Origin of the sequence: Psychromonas aquatilis, from assembly GCF_038155185.1 — a bacterium.
Classification (GTDB): domain Bacteria; phylum Pseudomonadota; class Gammaproteobacteria; order Enterobacterales; family Psychromonadaceae; genus Psychromonas; species Psychromonas aquatilis.
On sequence record NZ_JBAKAZ010000479.1, the window covers coordinates 1 to 208 of the forward strand.

Below are 208 nucleotides of genomic sequence, written 5' to 3' on the forward strand. Positions count from 1 at the left end.
CGGTAGTATAGCCGTTGATTACGCCGTCAGTATGTATGATTATCATGATAACTTAATTGCCAAAGAAACGACGGATAAACGTTCAATTGCGACCATTGAAAAAATGGTCGATGAGTATTATCTGGTATTAGATTCAGGGCATGAATACCCTCTTGAACTTGATGGTGTAGAGATAACAGAGAAATGATTGTACAAGCCGAAGTAAGTA

At 38.0% G+C, this 208-nt stretch carries 1 pseudogene; it reads left to right on the forward strand.

The annotated features are described in order from the left end of the window. Window positions 1–187, forward strand: a pseudogene (locus V6256_RS16230) (hypothetical protein); the annotation flags it as partial. Between the last annotated feature and the right edge of the window lie 21 nt (window positions 188–208).